The organism is Pedobacter aquatilis, from assembly GCF_030409415.1.
Classification (GTDB): Bacteria; Bacteroidota; Bacteroidia; order Sphingobacteriales; family Sphingobacteriaceae; genus Pedobacter; species Pedobacter aquatilis.
On the sequence record NZ_JAUFPW010000031.1, the window covers coordinates 35,295 to 53,992 of the forward strand.

At 35.5% G+C, this 18,698-nt stretch carries 17 protein-coding genes; 10 read left to right on the forward strand and 7 right to left on the reverse strand.

Annotated features, from left to right (window positions below; genetic code table 11):
• Window positions 1-69: 69 nt before the first annotated feature.
• The 3 genes from QWY86_RS13510 to QWY86_RS13520 form a co-directional block, all read right to left on the reverse strand.
• Complete coding sequence (locus tag QWY86_RS13510) at window positions 70-1,620, reverse strand: Rne/Rng family ribonuclease (RefSeq protein ID WP_290242861.1); 1,551 nt, start codon at window positions 1,618-1,620, stop codon at window positions 70-72.
• 282 nt (window positions 1,621-1,902) lie between these two features.
• Complete coding sequence (locus QWY86_RS13515; protein WP_290242862.1) at window positions 1,903-2,778, reverse strand: tetratricopeptide repeat protein; 876 nt, start codon at window positions 2,776-2,778, stop codon at window positions 1,903-1,905.
• A gap of 11 nt (window positions 2,779-2,789) precedes the next feature.
• Window positions 2,790-3,092 (reverse strand): HU family DNA-binding protein, encoded by a 303-nt coding sequence (locus QWY86_RS13520; protein WP_055909222.1) that lies wholly within the window; start codon window positions 3,090-3,092, stop codon window positions 2,790-2,792.
• 171 nt (window positions 3,093-3,263) lie between these two features.
• On the opposite strand from QWY86_RS13520, the gene mutY reads away from it, so the two are divergent.
• Both mutY and QWY86_RS13530 read left to right on the forward strand, forming a co-directional pair.
• Window positions 3,264-4,325 (forward strand): A/G-specific adenine glycosylase, encoded by a 1,062-nt coding sequence (mutY, locus tag QWY86_RS13525; RefSeq protein WP_290242863.1) that lies wholly within the window; start codon window positions 3,264-3,266, stop codon window positions 4,323-4,325.
• A 62-nt stretch (window positions 4,326-4,387) separates the two neighbouring features.
• Complete coding sequence (locus tag QWY86_RS13530) at window positions 4,388-4,825, forward strand: single-stranded DNA-binding protein (protein WP_290242864.1); 438 nt, start codon at window positions 4,388-4,390, stop codon at window positions 4,823-4,825.
• A 61-nt stretch (window positions 4,826-4,886) separates the two neighbouring features.
• Here QWY86_RS13530 and glmS read toward each other — a convergent pair whose 3' ends face one another.
• From glmS to QWY86_RS13545, 3 genes are all read right to left on the reverse strand, one after another.
• Entirely contained in the window at window positions 4,887-6,725 is a 1,839-nt protein-coding gene (glmS, locus tag QWY86_RS13535; RefSeq protein ID WP_290242865.1) for a glutamine--fructose-6-phosphate transaminase (isomerizing), read from the reverse strand.
• A 122-nt stretch (window positions 6,726-6,847) separates the two neighbouring features.
• Window positions 6,848-8,275, reverse strand: a complete 1,428-nt coding sequence (locus QWY86_RS13540) for a DUF4270 family protein (RefSeq protein ID WP_290242866.1) — start codon at window positions 8,273-8,275, stop codon at window positions 6,848-6,850.
• 22 nt (window positions 8,276-8,297) lie between these two features.
• Window positions 8,298-9,122 (reverse strand): glycogen/starch synthase, encoded by an 825-nt coding sequence (locus QWY86_RS13545; RefSeq protein WP_290242867.1) that lies wholly within the window; start codon window positions 9,120-9,122, stop codon window positions 8,298-8,300.
• Window positions 9,123-9,271: 149 nt separating this feature from the next.
• Here QWY86_RS13545 and panC point away from each other — a divergent pair, with 149 nt between their 5' ends.
• From panC to QWY86_RS13565, 4 genes are all read left to right on the forward strand, one after another.
• Window positions 9,272-10,117 carry a pantoate--beta-alanine ligase gene (gene panC / locus QWY86_RS13550; protein ID WP_290242869.1) on the forward strand — a complete coding sequence of 282 codons (846 nt, stop codon included), beginning with the start codon at window positions 9,272-9,274 and terminating at the stop codon, window positions 10,115-10,117.
• A 169-nt stretch (window positions 10,118-10,286) separates the two neighbouring features.
• A complete protein-coding gene (panD, locus tag QWY86_RS13555; protein ID WP_047800032.1) occupies window positions 10,287-10,637 on the forward strand; it encodes an aspartate 1-decarboxylase in 351 nt (116 codons plus the stop codon).
• Window positions 10,638-10,642: 5 nt separating this feature from the next.
• Window positions 10,643-11,638 carry a lysylphosphatidylglycerol synthase transmembrane domain-containing protein gene (locus QWY86_RS13560; RefSeq protein WP_290242870.1) on the forward strand — a complete coding sequence of 332 codons (996 nt, stop codon included), beginning with the start codon at window positions 10,643-10,645 and terminating at the stop codon, window positions 11,636-11,638.
• Window positions 11,639-11,709: 71 nt separating this feature from the next.
• The gene (locus tag QWY86_RS13565) at window positions 11,710-12,849 is read left to right on the forward strand and encodes an acyl-CoA dehydrogenase (RefSeq protein ID WP_290242871.1); all 1,140 of its coding nucleotides are present in this window, start codon (window positions 11,710-11,712) and stop codon (window positions 12,847-12,849) included.
• 90 nt (window positions 12,850-12,939) lie between these two features.
• Here the strand turns inward: QWY86_RS13565 and QWY86_RS13570 are convergent, their stop codons facing one another.
• On the reverse strand, window positions 12,940-13,284 hold the full coding sequence (locus QWY86_RS13570) for a phage holin family protein (protein ID WP_290242872.1): 345 nt from the start codon (window positions 13,282-13,284) through the stop codon (window positions 12,940-12,942).
• A gap of 240 nt (window positions 13,285-13,524) precedes the next feature.
• Between QWY86_RS13570 and QWY86_RS13575 the strand changes: the two genes are divergently transcribed.
• From QWY86_RS13575 to infB, 4 genes are all read left to right on the forward strand, one after another.
• Complete coding sequence (locus QWY86_RS13575) at window positions 13,525-13,725, forward strand: hypothetical protein (protein ID WP_290242874.1); 201 nt, start codon at window positions 13,525-13,527, stop codon at window positions 13,723-13,725.
• A gap of 121 nt (window positions 13,726-13,846) precedes the next feature.
• Window positions 13,847-14,311 (forward strand): ribosome assembly cofactor RimP, encoded by a 465-nt coding sequence (rimP, locus tag QWY86_RS13580; RefSeq protein WP_290242875.1) that lies wholly within the window; start codon window positions 13,847-13,849, stop codon window positions 14,309-14,311.
• A gap of 1 nt (window position 14,312) precedes the next feature.
• Window positions 14,313-15,557: a transcription termination factor NusA gene (nusA, locus tag QWY86_RS13585; RefSeq protein ID WP_290242877.1), complete on the forward strand. Its 1,245-nt coding sequence runs from the start codon at window positions 14,313-14,315 to the stop codon at window positions 15,555-15,557.
• 59 nt (window positions 15,558-15,616) lie between these two features.
• Complete coding sequence (gene infB / locus QWY86_RS13590) at window positions 15,617-18,670, forward strand: translation initiation factor IF-2 (protein WP_290242878.1); 3,054 nt, start codon at window positions 15,617-15,619, stop codon at window positions 18,668-18,670.
• The last annotated feature ends 28 nt before the right edge of the window (window positions 18,671-18,698 follow it).

An 18,698-nucleotide genomic window follows, 5' to 3' on the forward strand; every position in this document is an offset into this window, starting at 1 on the left:
TACCTAAATCTATAAAAAGCAAAAAGCCTGATTTTGATAAACCAGGCTTTTTGTAAAATGTATTTTGTGTTAAAGTTTTATCTCTTCATCCTTCGAAGAAATAAAATGAAATTCTGTTAAGTAATAGGCAGATTGTGCCTTAACTTTAATCCATTGACCATATTTAAAGAACCAACGGCGTTGAAGATTGAAAATTCCTTTAGTTATGTATGCCTCGATGTAAGGATGAACACAAAGTGTTATACCTTTTTCGTTTTGCTCACGTAAAATATAATTAAGGTTGTTTTCAATATCATCCATTAAAACAATGCTTGCTTTAATTTCTCCAGTCCCATCGCAGGCCGGACATTTTTCTACCGTAACAATATTCATTTCCGGACGAACACGTTGTCTGGTAATTTGAACCAAACCAAATTTACTCGGTGGCAAAATGGTGTGTTTCGCTCTATCCAATAACATCAGCTCACGCAAATAATCGAATAGTATTTTACGGTTTGTTGGTTTGTGCATATCGATAAAATCGATTACCACAATACCACCCATATCACGCAAGCGCAATTGTCGGGCAATTTCTTTAGCCGCTTCTTTGTTAACCTGTAAAGCATTTTCCTCTTGGTTTTCTTTACTGGCTGTGCGGTTGCCACTATTCACATCTATAACGTGAAGTGCTTCGGTGTGTTCTACAACTAAGTAGGCGCCACCTGGTAAGTTTACAGTTTTTCCAAAAGCATTTTTTATCTGCTTTTCTACTCCAAAATGGTCGTAAATTGGTTCTTTCTGTTTGTACAACTTTACAATTTTTTCCATTTCTGGAGAAATATCGTGTACGTAAGACCGAATATCATCGTACAATTCTGGTGTACTAACGTAAACGTTTGTAAAATCAGGGTTCAGAATATCACGAATTAACGTAGATGATCTGTCCATTTCACCCCAAACCCGTTTAGCAGGCTCGGCTGTGGGAAGTTTTTTAATAAATGTTTCCCATTTTGCAATTAGATCTAATAGGTCCTTTTGCATTTCAGTAACACCTCTTCCTTCGGAAACGGTTCTGATAATTACCCCAAAATTTTGAGGCTTAATACTTTCAATAATCTTTTTTAGTCGATTACGTTCGGTATTACTTTTTATTTTTTTTGATATGGAAATGGTATTGGAGAATGGCACCAGTACCACATATCTGCCGGCAATTGATAAATCGGAACTTAATCGCGGTCCTTTAGTAGAAATAGGTTCTTTTGCAATTTGTACAGGCAAAAGCATATTTTTACTAAGCACATCAGATATCTTACCCGCCTTATTAATATCGGCCTCGAGTTTTAAATTATCTAATAATGTGCCTGTAACCGAGCCATTTCGCTTGATCTTAGTTAGCTTAATTAAAGATTGTACCTGTGGGCCTAAATCAAAATAATGCAAAAATGCATCTTTTTCATAACCAACATCCACGAAAGCAGCATTCAGGCCGGGCATTATTTTTTTAATGCGACCTAAATAAATATCGCCTACGGCGTAGTTATTATTGATTTGTTCTTTATGAAGCTCAACAAGTTGTTTGTCTTCAATCAAAGCTATGGTAACTCCGGCAGGAGTCGAATTGATAATTAATTCTTTTACCAACAGCTATAGATTTAAGGCTTACGCCTATTAACAAATGGATAGTAAATAAGAACACAGAGATATAGCCCTAGCGTTATACGAAAGAAAAAATCATATACAAGTGTTTAAACCTCACAGTAGAACTATGAGGTTTAATCAGGCTAAATCAATAAGAAATTATTTTTTCTTATGTCTGTTTTTTCTTAAACGTTTTTTACGTTTGTGAGTAGCCATTTTATGTCTTTTTCTTTTTTTACCGCTTGGCATAATTTTAAGTTTTAAATGTTTTTATTAATCCGTTAATTAATTTTTATTCTTTAGTTCAGCAACCTTTTTATCAATAAAAGATGATAAAGTTGGGTTAGCCGCTAATTTTTTGCTTTTTAAATAAGCTTCAACAGCTTCTTTGTTTTTATTTAAATTTTCTAAAGCCGTACCTAAATAAAAATAGGCCTCAGGGGTTGGTGCAGTTGCAATCACCGTATTAAAACGAGGAATTGCTTTATCAAACTGACCAGATTTAATCGAGAATAAACCAAGATTCATATTTGCTTTGACATTTTTAGGCTCCTTAGCAACAACCTCAAGCAACATTGCAATACCTTGCATTGGCGCTCCTAAACCGTTTACTATTGTTACACCCAAACCTGTTTTAGCATCAATATTCTCTTTATCTAATTCTAGTGCTTTTGTAAATGATACATTAGCTTTTTGCAATAAAGCAGGCTGAGCTAAGCTATCTTGTGTACTTTCAAAAGCCTTTAAAAATTTATTACCAGATGCTAACCAACTTGATGCGGATGGTTTTGCCTCGGCAACAACTTCCAAATAAAGTGCCGATGGTGTAATTTGTTCAACATCATCCCATTTCTGGGCAAGTTGTTGCGCAAGTTCTACCTTTTCTGCACCTGTAGCACCTTTGTAACTGTTTTCCAAATTTGTAATATCCTTAGCAAGGCTTTGGTTTATTACATTTTTAGCAGCAACAGATGTTTGTTCGATTGTTAAGCCAGAAGTAGATGGTGCACCTTGTGCTGCCATTTCACCAGCAGCAGGCATTTTTCCATTTTCTTCTGTTGGTTTAACTAAACCTTTAATATCTCGTGTAAATAAGAAAGCAACAAGCAATAAAATCGCTCCGATAATGATGGTTTGTTTTAATCTGATGCTACTATTCACAATAATATGGTTTAGGCTTCTACTTTAATTTTTTTAGAGTTACTTTTTACTTTATCAACAAATACTTTTGCTGGTTTAAAGCTTGGAACGAAATGTTCAGGGATAATTATTGCAGTGTTTTTAGAGATGTTTCTAGCAGTTTTTTGTGCTCTCTTTTTAACAACAAAGCTTCCGAAGCCTCTAACATAAACATTTTCACCGCCAATCATGCTGGTTTTGATAACCTTGAAGAATGCCTCAACTGTTTCCTGCACATCAACCTTCTCAATTCCGGTTTTTGTTGATATTTCTGAAATAATATCTGCCTTAGTCATATTTTATTATTTATTATGTATTGTGTATTTTAATATTATCACTGATTTGGGGTTGCAAAAGTATTGCTTTTTAATGAGATAGGGAAATAAAAGATGATTTTTTTGTCTGCCTTATCATCAGACTAATGCAACTTTTTCTTAAAACCGATTTTTAGACCGTAATTTGCAGTAATGACATTCCAAAATGAAATCATAAACTGGTATTCAGCCAACAAGAGAGATTTGCCGTGGAGACACACGAATGATGCTTATACCATCTGGCTATCTGAAATCATTTTACAGCAAACCCGTGTTGAGCAAGGTTTGCCATATTTCAATAAATTCTTATCGAATTTCCCCACAGTTAATGATTTTGCGAATGCTACCGAAGCGAAAGTTTTACAACTTTGGCAAGGTTTAGGCTATTATTCTCGGGGGAGAAATATGCATGCTACCGCTAGAATCATAGTAAATGATTACCACGCAATCTTCCCGACAAATTATAATGAACTTATCACACTTAAGGGAATTGGAGAATATACCGCAGCTGCGATTTCTTCCTTTTCATCTGGCGAAGCCAAAGCCGTAGTTGATGGAAATGTATTTAGAGTTTTAGCAAGATATTATGGTAATGATACACCAATAAATTCTCCCAAAGGCAAAAAAGACTTTTTTAAGCTTGCAAATAATTTGCTCTACACAGCTGACCCTGCTTTGTATAATCAGGCAATCATGGAGTTTGGCGCCATTCAATGCAAACCTAAATCGCCAAATTGCGCCATTTGCCCTTTAAATTTAAGTTGTTATGCCCTAAATAAAAACTTGGTCAATCAATTACCGGTTAAATTGCAAAAGGCCGAAAAAAAAAATCGGTTTTTAAATTATTTCATTTGTATTGAGGAAGGAAAAATTTTGGTTCGAGAACGGCAAAAAGGAGATGTTTGGCAACATTTGTATGATTTTCCATCAATAGAAACTTCGTTTATTTCAAGGGTTGATGAGGACAATTTCACATCAATAGTTAAAGAAACATTTGGTAAGGCTGCCACTTTAGACTTTTTAAGTTACCAAAAACATGTTTTAACACATCAAATAATCCATGTGCAATTTTTTGCATTAAATAATTATATATTTAACTTTAGTAAACAAAAGGAACTTAATTGGGTTTCTTTTAATACGTTAGATGAATTACCTAAACCCAATGTTATCAGAAATTTTATTCACGAATTTTCTGACAGCATTTTTAAGGAGTAACTAACCTTTTTTAAGTGGCTAAAAATTTATCTAAATTGAAAAACTAACCAAAAAAATATTTTATGTCTGGGATTAACAAAGTTATTTTAGTGGGACATTTAGGCAAAGATCCTGAAGTTCGCCACTTAGACGGAGGTGTTACGGTAGCAAGCTTTCCGTTAGCCACATCTGAAACGTACAACAAAGATGGTAAACGAGTAGAGCAAACAGAATGGCATAATATTGTTTTGTGGAGAGGTTTAGCCGAAGTTGCATCTAAATATCTTCAAAAAGGGAAGTTGGTTTACATCGAAGGCAAGTTAAGAACCCGATCTTTCGAGGATAAGGAAAAAGTAAAAAAATATGTTACCGAAATAGTTGCCGAGAATTTTACAATGTTAGGCAGAAAAAGCGATTTTGAACCCGGACAAACTGTAAACCACACGCAACCTACAGAATCAAAAATAGAGGATGAATTTACGATAAGGCCAGGTGATGAAAATGGTGATTTGCCTTTTTAACTCAATCTTAAAAGCAAAAAAGCTTCTTGATGATTTCAAGAAGCTTTTTTTTATAACATAATTACTCTACAGTAACAGATTTTGCAAGGTTTCTTGGTTGATCTACGTTGCAACCCCGCATTACAGCAATGTGATAAGACAGCAACTGAAGCGGAATAGTAGCCAACAAAGGCAAGAACGCTTCATCTGTATCAGGAATTTCTATACAATAATCTGCCATTTTCTTAACCTCTGTATCGCCTTGCGTTACAATCGCAATTACTTTTCCTTTACGTGCTTTTACTTCCTGAATGTTACTGATAACTTTTTCGTAAGATGAATTTTGAGTTGCAATAAATACAACTGGCATTTCTTCATCAATTAAAGCGATAGGCCCGTGTTTCATCTCTGCGGCAGGATAACCTTCGGCATGAATATAAGAAATCTCCTTAAGCTTTAAAGCACCCTCTAAAGCAACAGGGAAACCACTTCCTCTACCTAAAAACAAGCAGTTTCTCGAATCCTTAATTTTCTCTGCAACTTCTTTAATCAGTTCGTTAGATTCCAAAGCAACCTGAATTTTCTCCGGAACAGTATCTAATTCAGTTAATAAACTGATCATTTTAGATTGTGTAATGGTACCTTTTTGCTGAGCCATATAGAAAGCCATCAGTGTAAGCGCAGTAACTTGTGCTGTAAATGCTTTAGTAGAAGCCACACCGATTTCAGGCCCCGCATGTGTGTAAACACCAGCGTGAGATAACCTCGGAATTGAAGCTCCGGCTACGTTACAAATGCCGAAAATTGTTGCTCCTTTTTCTTTAGCCATTTCAATCGCAGCCATGGTATCAGCTGTTTCACCTGATTGCGAAATTGCAATTACCACATCTTTTTCTGAAATAATTGGATTTCTATATCTAAATTCCGAAGCATATTCAACCTCAACAGGGATACGAGCATATTCCTCAATTAAATATTCACCAACTAAGCCAGCATGCCAAGATGTTCCGCAGGCTACAATAACAATCCTATCAACATTTTTTAGCTTCTCAACAAACTCTTTAATGCCGCCCAGTTGTACTTTTCCTTCTTCGGGATAAATACGACCACGCATACAATCTTTAATAGAACGAGGTTGTTCGTAAATTTCTTTTAACATAAAATGATCAAAACCCCCTTTTTCAAGCATTTCAAGCTTCAACTCAAGCTCTTGTATTAAAGGTGTTTGAACAACATTATCCAAGTGTTTTACCAATAAATCATCTTTAGTAACTAAAGCGATTTCATTATCGTTTAAGTAAATAACGTTTTTAGTATATTCAATAATAGGTGTTGCATCTGAAGCGATGAAATATTCACCTTTCCCAACCCCAATTACCATTGGACTACCTTTTCTCGCTGCAATTAAGCGATCTGGGTTTTCCTTATCCATGATAACGATAGCATAAGCTCCGCTTACTTCATGTAAAGCTAATCTAACTGCTTCAAATAAATCTATCTGCTCGATCTTTTGAATTTCTTCAATAAGGTGAATTAAAACCTCAGTATCTGTATCACTGTTAAATTCGTGACCGCGACCGATAAGTTCTTCTTTTATAGTTGCATAATTCTCAATAATACCATTGTGAATGATCGATAACTGACCGTTGTTTGATGTGTGGGGATGTGAATTACGGTCAGATGGTACACCGTGTGTGGCCCACCTAGTGTGGCCCATAGCAATATTACCAGATCTGTCTTTATTTTCGGCAAATTCTTCTAAAGCGGCAACTTTACCAACTTTTTTATAAATATGCTCGCCACTGTTATTCATTAACGCAATACCAGCACTATCATAACCTCTGTATTCTAATCTTTTCAGACCTTTTAAAACGATTGGCCAAGCATCTCTATAACCAATGTAACCTACTATTCCACACATGTTTTTATAAATATATGCGGCAAATATAATAAACAAACGTTTGTTTTAATACCTGGTTATTTTTTTGATAAAAAAAAGCCCCGTATGTATTCATACGAGGCTTAAAATATGTTTCAGTTTGCTTAATTTATCTTTGTATAATAAATATTAAGCTTCAAACGATTTGTAGTATTGCCGAACGAACCTATTACAGCTCTTGATGCAGTCGATAAAGTCCTACTCGTTCCTACATTGAAAGAAGTCCCAGCCAAAGCTTCCGGAGCGATAAATGTACCATAATCAATCTTTGTACCATCAATTAAATCTTGTACATAAGCTGTAACGTTAAATATGTATCGATTTTTTAAAGAGTCATAATATCCTCCAAAAATAGCATCCGGTTTTGCTCTCGGGTCTCCAGAGTAAGTTGCTCCATTTGCTGAAGTTCCAGACTGATCATGATCAGGAACATTCACTTCTTGCTCTGCAATATCCCAACGATATAGTGATAACCTTTGAGACGGCACAAAAGGAAGGGCAAAGGTTCCTGCACTTAAATCTATCACAAGTTCGGCCTTATTAACTACAGCCTTACCATAAACGCTAGTAAAGTTTTTAAGTGTTGGAAATGAAATTTTGGTTCTAACACCAGCTAATCCCTGCAGATAGGTTACGCCATATTGAACTGTAGGATTATCCAACTGTGTTTTTATTGCAGTTCCGGTGTAATCATGCTTAATATTTGCCGTAACAATACTTGAAAGTTTAGTAGGACTAATTGCAAAATTCTTAGATAATGTATCAACACCATTAGTGGTATTCGGCTTTCTGTAAACCAGCTGTAAATATGAATTAGTACCTGCAAAATCTAAAAATGCAATACCACCAGTTCCAGTAGAAGATGATTTATTAATTTCTGCGTATAAACCCTTAAAGTAATCAACAAATTTAGCATTAGTTGAAGTACCTGTTGTTGGCAAACTCAGAATTGTACTCTGAATAAAGGCTTTATTCAATGGAATCCTGATTTGAGGAGTCATTGTTCTAATAGTATCTTTTCCTGCTGCAACTACCTCTGTAACCTTAATTTTAGTATTTGGGAATATTCTATTATTAAAATTCCCAAGCAAAGTACTGTTATGCGCTATCGCATCAGATGATTTGTATTTTGTTATCGCAGTACTTAACTGATATACATCTATACTATATTTAGATGTTGCAGTATCGCCATAAAATTGAGTACCTAAATTGAGAACAAGTACAGCAGAATCTAATGTTGCAGATGTAAAATCTAAACTATTTTCTGAAGGTACTACTACCATTCCAACACTCGATTCCGTTTTTCCAAAGATTGGATCAACCATGTACCCAAGCGGGTGAGAAGATAGCTGAGATGTTGTTAAATCTGGCTCTCTAACCGTTTGAGAAGTAACTAATTGATCGTTAACCAATGTGCCTTGCAGCGCCGAATTTGGATCAACATCTAAACCAACTCCGTTAGGATTTTTACACGATGCAAAAAGAAAAAGACCTATCAACAGGGTTAATAAGTCTTGTTTTGTAAATTTCATATTTAAAAATAATAATGCCTAATTAAGCTACAGAAACCAATTCTTCATTTGAAACTTCTTCGTAAAAAGTGTAGAAGTTTTCAAAATTTTCGGTTAAGTTATAAGCTAAAGTTGGCTTATTTGAATCTTTAACAAATTTTAACAAAGAAGCGTCAAGATTTTCATCAGCTAAAACTACAGCATCAGAGTGTGTTATTGCTCCAACATGCAAGCTGTTAACATCAGCACCTTCATAAGCTTTAGTATCATCTTCAGTCATGTTTGCCATTACAGCTTTTTTAGAAAAATTAGCATGTAATTTTTCAGTAAAGCCATCTTCATAAACAGAATAAACAACTCTAGAATTTTTGAAAGTCGGGTCGTTTTTATAAGTTGTTTTGATATAAGCCGGCACCAAAGCGCTCATCCACCCATGGCAGTGAACAATATCCGGAGCCCATCCTAATTTTTTAACCGTTTCTAATGCACCTTTGCAGAAGAAAATTGTTCGCTCATCGTTATCATCAAAGAATTTACCGCTAGCATCTCTAAATACTTGCTTGCGCTGAAAATACTCTTCATTATCTAAGAAGTAAACCTGCATACGGGCCGCAGGAATAGAAGCTACCTTAATAATTAAAGGGTTATCATTGTCATCAATAATGATGTTCATTCCTGATAAGCGTATTACTTCGTGTAAACGATTTCTTCTTTCATTGATGTTACCAAATTTTGGCATTAGAATACGGATTTCGAATCCTTTTTCTTGCATTGCCTGTGGTAATTGACGGGTGATTTCAGAAATTTTAGTAAGCTCGAGGAAAGGCGACATCTCGTGTGTAACAATCAGCAGCTTCGTTTTTGCCATCTCCATATTTTAAGAAAATATTAAGTTAAATAAAAGATAATGAGCTGCAAAGATAAGAATAATAATACTATTTATCAATATAGCAAGTATTTGTTTGCTTAGGTTTAGATTAATTTACACCTTTACGCCTTTAATTTAGATTGTCCGAATTGGAAATATTTAAAACAAAAGACGCACTTAAAGCATACTTAAAACCTTTAAAGGCAGCAGGTAAAAAAATTGCACTCGTACCTACCATGGGTGCGTTGCATAATGGCCATATTTCGTTAATCGAACTTGCACAAAGAAATGCGGATATTATTGTATGCAGCATTTTTGTAAACCCAACTCAATTTACCGACCCGAAGGATTTAGAAAAATACCCGAGGCCAATTGAACACGATTTAGCGATGTTAGATAATGCTGGCTGCAATGGTGTTTTTATGCCTGATGTAACTGAAATGTACCCATCTTCTGAAAATGAAAACTGGCACATCGATTTAGGAAAAGCTGAGTTTTTGTTAGAAGGCGAGTTTAGAAAAGGGCATTATCAAGGCGTAACTCAAATTGTAAAAAAACTTTTTGATGCTGTAGAGCCTAATGTTGCCATGTTTGGGCAAAAAGATTTTCAGCAGGTGCTGATGATAAAAAACATGCTGGCTCATTTTAACTTACCAATTACAATTATTACCTGCCCCATTATTCGGGAAGATGATGGCTTAGCGATGAGTAGTAGAAATATACATTTATCATCCGCTGATAGAATCCATGCTTTAGTGCTTAATAAATCACTTCAATTTGTTGTTGTTAATTATGATAACTACCCACTAACTGAACTACAGGAGAAAGCAAAAGATTTTTATAAAGGAATTGATGGTGTGGAGTTAGATTACTTTGTAATTGCCAATGGTGATACTCTGGAACCTGTCGCATCAAAAGATGAAAAAAATCAAGTTGCATTGGTTGCTGCAAAAGTTGGCAATACCAGGTTAATCGACAATATGATTATCAGATAATGAATGAGTTTTGATTGATTGAATTATTGAATGGTATATTGCAATTGGCTAATTAAATCATCCAAATATTTAATCATTTTCGTTCGACATACCATTTACTAATTCAATCAGTTTCTCATTCATAATTCTATCCTTCTTAAATTCAATCCAACTTTACTAACTTTGCCAAATGGTAATCACAATATTAAAATCAAAAATACACCGTGTTAGAGTTACACAGGCCGAATTAAATTATGTAGGCAGTATTACGATTGATGAGGATTTAATGGATGCAGCTAACATTATTGCGAATGAAAAGGTGCAAATTGTTAATAATAATAATGGTGCTCGTTTCGAAACCTATGTAATTAAAGGCGAACGTGGAACTGGAACTATTTGCTTAAATGGTGCAACAGCCAGATTGGCGCAACTTGGAGATGTACTAATTATCATGTCTTACGGTTCATTACCTATAGATGAAGCCAAAAAATATAATCCGATTCTTGTTTTCCCTGATGATAATAACCATTTATTAAAATAAAGCCTTTGAATTTCAGCTTTAAGTTGGCTACAAAATACCTAATCCTTCTAGCTATTGGATTTGGCATTCTGTATTTAGCTTTTAAGGATCAAGATTTAGAAAAAATCTGGGCTGAAATTATACAAGCAAATCTTTACTGGGTCTGTTTATCTGCCAGCTGTGTTCTTATTGCCAATGTTTTGAGAGCACTTAGGTGGCGCATGCTCTATAAATCAATAAATTATAATATTGGTTTTGAGGCAACATTCCATGCATTAATTATAGGCTACCTTGCAAATCTGGCATTACCACGTTTTGGGGAAATCGGGCGATGTTCTGTCTTATTAAGAACGGAGAAAATCCCACTTAGTTCTTCAATTGGAACCGTTGTAACCGAAAGATTAATCGATGTAGCTATTTTATTTTTTATGGGGCTGCTCATTTTGATATTTCAATACCATTTAATATTCGATTTTCTATATCAAACCATATATCTGAATTTGATTAATAAATTTCAAAACATTAATTATTACGTTCTTATAGTTATAGTTCTTGTATTGATAATTGGTGGATTTTTCATTATCCGCTTGCTCAAAAGCAAAATAAATAAGAAATTTTTAAGAATTTTCGTCGGATTAAAACAAGGGTTCAACTCAGTTACCCAAGTTAAAAGCAAAACTCTTTTTACAATTTACACAATCGGGATTTGGGTTTTCTACTTCCTATCTATGTATACCTGTTTCTTCTCAATACATTCAACTCAAAATCTAGGTTTTTCAGCCGCATTTACTGCACTTGTTTTCTCCAGTTTTGCTATGGTTGCACCGGTTCAAGGTGGTATAGGTATTTTTCATTGGATGGTTGCAAAAGCACTCGTTTTATACTCCATTCCTTTTTATGAAGGTTTAACTTACGCAACAATCATTCATTCTGCTCAGGTATTAATTACACTTATACTCGGTACTGTAAGTTTAATAATTGTGCTAACTAAAAGAAATGATAATGTAAATATTTCAAAATAATACTATGCAGCCATAGTATTATAATCTAATAATGTTACATTTGATACACTAACCTTTTATACATAAATGTTATGCATTTCGAATTAAGTGAAGAACAATTAATGATACAACAGGCTGCCCGCGATTTTGCGCAGCAAGAATTAAAGCCTGACGTTATTGAACGAGATGAACACCAGAAATTTCCTACAGCGCAAGTTAAGCAACTTGGAGAATTGGGCTTTTTAGGAATGATGGTTGACCCAAAATATAATGGAAGCGGACTTGATGCGATTTCATATGTACTCGTTATGGAAGAGCTTTCTAAAATTGACGCTTCTGCATCTGTTGTGGTTTCAGTGAACAATTCTTTAGTTTGTTACGGATTGGAAGCTTACGGCAGCGAAGCACAGAAGGAAAAATACCTTAAACCTTTGGCATCTGGTGAGAAAATAGGCGCCTTTTGTTTATCAGAACCTGAAGCTGGCTCGGATGCAACTTCGCAAAGAACTACAGCCGAAGATAAAGGCGATTACTATTTGCTAAATGGCACTAAAAACTGGATAACCAATGGAAGCACGGCATCAACTTATTTAGTAATTGCACAAACACATCCAGAACTTAAACATAAGGGCATTAATGCTTTTATCGTAGAAAAAGGCACGGAAGGTTTTACAATTGGTCCGAAAGAGAATAAATTAGGCATCCGTGGCTCTGATACGCACTCATTAATGTTTAATGACGTTAAAGTACCAAAAGAAAACAGAATCGGTGAAGATGGATTTGGTTTTAAGTTTGCCATGAAAACGCTTGAAGGTGGTAGAATTGGAATTGCGGCTCAAGCTTTAGGAATTGCTCAAGGCGCTTTTGAGTTGGCAACAAAATACGCTAAAGAGCGAAAATCTTTTGGTAAACCAATTTCAGAACATCAGTCGATTGCCTTTAAATTAGCTGATATGGCGACCCAAATTGAGGCGGCAAGATTATTAGTTTACAAAGCCGCATGGTTAAAAGACCAGGGATTACCTTACACGCAAGCAGGTTCGATGGCTAAACTTTATGCTTCAAAAGTTGCAATGGATGTTACGGTAGAAGCCGTTCAAGTACATGGCGGGTATGGTTTTGTTAAAGAATACCATGTAGAACGCTTAATGCGTGATGCCAAAATCACACAGATTTACGAAGGAACTTCAGAAATTCAAAAAATGGTGATTTCTAGAGAAGTGATAAGATAATTTAAATGATTGAGAAATCATGAAGATGTAAGATGGAGAATGGAATCCATCTTATATCTTCTCTTAAACATTTTCTAGCTTGCATCCCAGCTATTCCTTCTCTCCGGCAATTGCGCCAAATATTGCTTTAATTAAAGCAACAACAATTGCTAAAAATGCTGCGGCTAAAAAACCACTTGTATTAAAGGTTGTCATCATATTATCTACCAGTAAAATCATCAATACTGTAATAATAAACGACATTAATCCCAATGTTATAAAATTTACAGGAAAAGTTAAAAGCCTTAAAATAAAACCAATAGTTGCGTTGGCTAGGGCAATTAAAATTGCGGCAATAATTGCGTTTCCGAAGCCATCGATAGTAACACCGGGCACCAATTTTGCACCAATAAAAAAGGCAAGCCCCATTAAAAGTACTTCGATAATTAATCTCATAATGTTTAATTTAGTAAAATGTTTAAACCTGTTAATTTTTTGTTTTTATTGTTTTTGCTAATAAATATAGCTTCTTGCTCTAACACAAACAATAATCCTATTATTAAGTTTTCGGCTGACAGCAATTTAATTATCATTAAAAATATTGATAAAACAAGCTTATATCAGACAAAAAATAATTTCAACTTAAACTCATCTAATCTTATTTCAGTTATTTCAATTCCCAATATAACGGATAGCTTGCAAGATGAAGAAAAGGTTGCTGGAAAATTAAACCTGGCTGGCGATTCCATTATTTTTACACCTGAAAAGAATTTCACGAAGGGCAAAATATACATCGTTGAAACTTATTTAGGTACATCTTTTGCCGATAAAGAAAAAATATTTAAAGGCACGATTAAACATAACTTGAAACCTTTTACACGACCATTAAAAAGATAATACTGAATGTAAATAACTGTCTAAGAGTTTGATTATTTACAAAATATTTGTACATTTGCATCGTAATCGAAGAAAAGAGAAGGGGACAATGTCCCCTTTTTCTATGAAATCAGGTTAAAATATGCAGGTAGAAAAGAGAGTTACAACACTCGTAGAGGAAAAAATTGCAGACAGGCCAGAGTTATTCTTGGTTGAAGTGAAAATGTTGCCAAACAACAAATTAATTATCCATGTTGATGGCGATGAAGGTATAAGCATTCAAGATTGTGTGGCAATCAGCAGGCATGTTGGTTTTCATCTAGAAGAGGAAAATACAATAGAGCAGGCTTATAATTTAGAAGTTTCTTCTCCTGGCGTTGGCGAACCTTTAAAACTTATCCGCCAGTACAATAAAAACATTGGCCGTACGGTTAGTATAAAACTAAAAGACGGGCAAAAGAAAGAAGGTAAACTTTTATCGGTTACCGAAAATGATTTGCTGATTGAAGAATCAGTTAAACAAAAAGGAAAAAAAGCGGTTTCAGTAGAAACAACTGTTCCGTTTAATGATATAATAGAAACAAGTGTGTTAATTTCATTTAAGTAAAATGAGTACTACAACAATTAATTTAATTGACTCTTTTCAGGAGTTTAAAGATTTCAAAAATATAGATCGCCCTACGGTGATTAGTGTGTTGGAAGAAGTTTTTCGTAGCATGTTGCGTAAAAAATACGGAACAGACGAAAACTGTGATGTAATTGTGAATCCTGATAATGGAGATTTGGAAATCTGGAGAACGAGAAAAGTGATGGAGGATGGATTTTCTGAAGATGATGATTTAGAAATTGAGCTTGCTGAGGTTTCTAAATTAGATAGTACTTTAGAAGTTGGCGATGATTACATCGAGCAAATTACTTTAGAAAGTTTTGGCCGTAGAGCAATTTTAGCTGCACGCCAAACATTAGTTTCTAAAGTTTTAGAATTAGAGAAAGATGAAATTTTCAAAAAGTATAAGGACCGCGTAGGCGAAATCGTAACTGGTGAAGTTTATCAGGTCTGGAAGAAAGAAACTTTGGTTTTAGATGATGAAGGCAATGAGCTTTTAATGCCTAAAACAGAGCAAATTCCTGCTGATTATTTCAAAAAAGGAGATTCTGTTAGAGCAGTAATTTCTAAAGTTGAAATGATTAATGCAAACCCAAAAATTATTATTTCGAGAACAGCGCCAGAATTTTTGCAACGTTTATTTGAGCAAGAAGTTCCGGAAATTTTTGATGGTTTAATTACCATTAAGAAAATTGTTCGTGAGCCAGGAGAACGTGCTAAAGTTGCAGTAGAATCTTACGATGATCGTATCGATCCGGTAGGTGCATGTGTGGGTATGAAAGGTTCTCGTATTCATGGTATTGTTCGCGAATTGAAAAACGAAAATATTGATGTGATTAACTTCACAAATAATGTTTCATTATACATTACACGTGCTTTAAGCCCGGCAAAAATTACCTCTATTAAATTAGATGATGAAACTAAACATGCATCGGTTTATTTAAAACCAGATCAGGTTTCATTGGCAATTGGCCGTGGTGGACATAACATCAAATTAGCCGGAAAATTAAGCGGTTACGAAATTGATGTTTATCGCGAGGCAGGTGAAGAAAATGATGAAGACGTTGATTTAGAAGAATTCTCAGACGAGATTGATAGCTGGATCATCGATGAATTAAAGGCTATCGGTTGCGATACTGCTAAGAGTGTATTAGCACTTACAGTAGAAGATTTGGTAAAACGCACCGACTTAGAAGAAGAAACCATTAAGGAAGTGGTTCAGATTTTACAGTCAGAATTTGAATAAGTGGTGTAATTACCAAATAAACACTACTTTTGTATTAAATAAAAAATAACAGGAGCTAAATGTCAGACGACAAACCAATCATTTTAATTAAAGCTATTAAAGAACTTAATATAGGCATGGGTACGGCCGTTGAGTTTTTAAACAAAAAGGGATTCTCGGCAGAGAAAAGCCCTATGTTTAAACTTACGGGCGATATGTATAATGCCTTATTAAAAGAGTATCAGGGAGATAAGATCGTAAGAGAAGAAGCCAAACAAATAGTGATTGGTAAAATACGTCGTGACGAGCCTGAGACTGAAAAGCCAGCTGAAGCACCTAAAAAGAATACCGATTTCGAGAAAAATGAGGAGATTTTGATAAAAAATGCTCAATCATTTGTACCTCCGGTAGAAAAGCCAAAAGCTGAACCTGAGAAGGTTGAAACACCGAAAGTAGAGCAACCAGCTGCCACTGCGAAAGAACCTATAAAGGTAACTAAACAGGAAGAAAAAGTAGAAGAAGGAAACTTACCAGGTGTAAAAATTGTAGGAAAAATCAATTTAAATGATTTAAACTCAAAAACTCGTCCTGCTAAAAAGGATGAGGCGCCAGTTGAAACGCCTAAAGCAGAAACAGCTTCAAAACCTGTTGTAGAAACACCAAAGGTTGATGAAAAACCAGTTGAGGTAAAGAAAGAAGAAGCACCAACTCCTGTTGCTGCTAAAGCTGAAGAAAAACCTGCACCTGTTGTTGAACAACCAAAGGTAGAGCAAAAACCAACTGAGCAAAAGCCTGCACCTGCTGCTACAAATGCCGAGCCTGAAGTTATAAAGGCACGTACTGTTAAACTTTCTGGACCGAATATTATTGGTAAAATTGAATTACCGACAACACCAGACAGAAGAAACGGTCCTGTGGCATCATCTAGCGATAGTGAAGCCGCTAAACGTAAGCGTAAACGTAAAAAAACTCCGGGAGCACCAGGACAGCAGGGTCAACACGGTGGTAACCAAGGACAGCAGGGTCAGAACCCAGCAGGTCAAGGTGGTGCACCAGGTCAACCTCGTCAACCTTATCAAGGTAATAGACCGGGCGGTACTCCATACCAAGGTAACAGACCAGCCGGACAAGGCGGAACTCCTTATCAAGGAAATAGAAACAACAACAGACCAGGTTTCCAAAATAGAAATGCTACACCAAGCGGACCTAAAGAAGAACCTACTGAGAAAGAAATTCAAGATCAAATCAAGGCAACTCTTGCTCGTTTAAGTGGAGCAGGTAAGTCTGGTAAATTTGCTCAACGTGCTAAATTACGTCGTCAGAAACGTGATGATGTTGCTACATCTGCAGAAGAAGCAGCAAATGAACTTGAATCTCAATCGAAAATATTAAAAGTAACAGAATTTGTTACAGCCAATGAATTGGCAAGTATGATGGATGTACAGGTTACCAAAATTATTGGTACATGTATGAGTCTGGGCATGTTTGTTTCAATTAACCAGCGTTTAGATGCTGAAACCTTAACTATTGTTGCAGATGAATTTGGTTACGAAATTCAATTCGTTAAACCAGATGAGGATGAAGAAAATGTAATTGAGGAAGAAGATAACGAGGCAGATTTAATCGAAAGAGCTCCGGTTGTTACGATTATGGGTCACGTAGATCATGGTAAAACATCATTGCTGGATTATATCCGTAAAGCCAATGTTGTTGCTGGTGAGGCGGGTGGTATTACACAGCACATTGGTGCTTACATGGTAACTACTCCAAATGGTAAAAAGGTAACGTTTTTAGATACACCTGGTCACGAAGCCTTTACTGCGATGCGTGCCCGTGGTGCTAAAGCTGCCGATATTGCAATTATTGTTATTGCAGCAGATGATGCGGTAATGCCTCAAACTAAAGAAGCGATAAACCATGCGCAAGCTGCCGGTGTACCATTGGTATTTGCATTTACAAAAGTAGATAAGCCTGGTGCTAACGCGGATAAAGTACGCGAGCAATTGTCAGTAATGAACATTTTAGTTGAGGATTGGGGTGGTAAATACCAGTCTCAGGAAATATCAAGCAAAAGTGGTTTAAATGTTGATTTACTTTTAGATAAGGTATTATTAGAAGCTGAATTATTAGAACTTAAAGCTAACCCAAGCAAAAGAGCAACTGGTACGGTAATCGAATCAGCCTTAGATAAAGGACGTGGTATTGTAACTACAGTATTGGTTCAGGCTGGTACTTTAAAAGTTGGAGACCCGATTTTAGCAGGTAGCTATAGTGGACGTGTTAAAGCGTTAACGAATGAGCGTGGTGCTAAAGTAGATTCTGCAGGTCCATCGCAACCGGTTCAAGTATTGGGTATGCAAGGAGCACCAACAGCTGGAGATAGATTTAATGCATTAGAAAGTGAAAGTGAAGCTCGTGATATTGCAAACAAACGTATGCAGTTACAACGTGAGCAAGGTTTACGTACACAGAAACACATTACACTCGATGAGATTGGACGTCGTTTAGCGATTGGTAACTTCAAAGAACTTAACATCATTGTTAAAGGTGATGTGGATGGTTCAATTGAGGCATTAGCCGATTCATTATTGAAACTTTCTACTGAACAGATTCAAATCAATATCATCAGTAAAGGTGTTGGACAGATTTCTGAATCTGATGTATTATTAGCTTCAGCTTCTGATGCGATTATTATAGGTTTCCAGGTTCGTCCATCAACAGGTGCACGTAAATTAGCAGAAGCTGAACAAATCGATATCCGTTTATATTCTATCATTTACGATGCAATCAACGAGATTAAATCAGCAATGGAAGGTATGTTAGACCCAGAATTTGAAGAGAAAATTGTGGCTAACGTTGAGATACGTGAAACGTTCAAAATTACTAAAGTTGGTACCATTGCAGGTTGTATGGTCTTGGATGGTAAGATTACCCGTAACAGCAAAATCAGAATTGTTAGAGATGGTGTTGTAATTTACACTGGTGAACTTGCATCATTAAAACGCTTCAAAGATGATGTTAAAGAAGTTTCTAAAGGTTATGAGTGTGGTTTAAACATTCAAAACTTTAACAATATCGAAGTTGGTGATATTGTAGAAGCTTACGAACAAGTTGAAGTAGCAAGAAAATTATAATTAGAGTTTCTTATATAACAAGAAAGCC